The sequence below is a fragment of the Marinobacter confluentis genome, assembly GCF_004785685.1.
In the GTDB taxonomy this organism is placed as follows: Bacteria; Pseudomonadota; Gammaproteobacteria; order Pseudomonadales; family Oleiphilaceae; genus Marinobacter; species Marinobacter confluentis.
Map to the genome: position 1 here is coordinate 1 of NZ_SRPF01000052.1, position 311 is coordinate 311.

Consider the following 311-nt stretch of genomic DNA (forward strand, 5'->3'; position numbering starts at 1 on the left):
TACTGCCGGGCGATCAGCTGTGCGATGGGGCCAAGAGACCCCTGTCGGTCCAGTTTGCGGGTACTGATGTGAGGGGCGAAATGCACCTGAAGCTGGTCGGCGCTGAACGGCCCAGGCAGCGATCGGAACAGGGTCTCTTCCGGCAGGCCCAGCAGGTCCCGGTAATATTCCCCCGGTGACAGGGTGGCGGAAAACAGCAGGACGCTATGCGCGGCCACAAAGCGCGGCGCCAGAAAGTCCGCCGGAATCAGGTTCTGGATCGACAGTCGGGCATCGCCTCGCCCGGGCCTCGCCAGTTCGCATAGGGAGTG

At 64.6% G+C, this 311-nt stretch carries 1 pseudogene; it reads right to left on the bottom strand.

The window, feature by feature from the left end:
- Positions 1–311, bottom strand: a pseudogene (locus E5Q11_RS17520) (ATP-dependent DNA helicase); the annotation flags it as partial.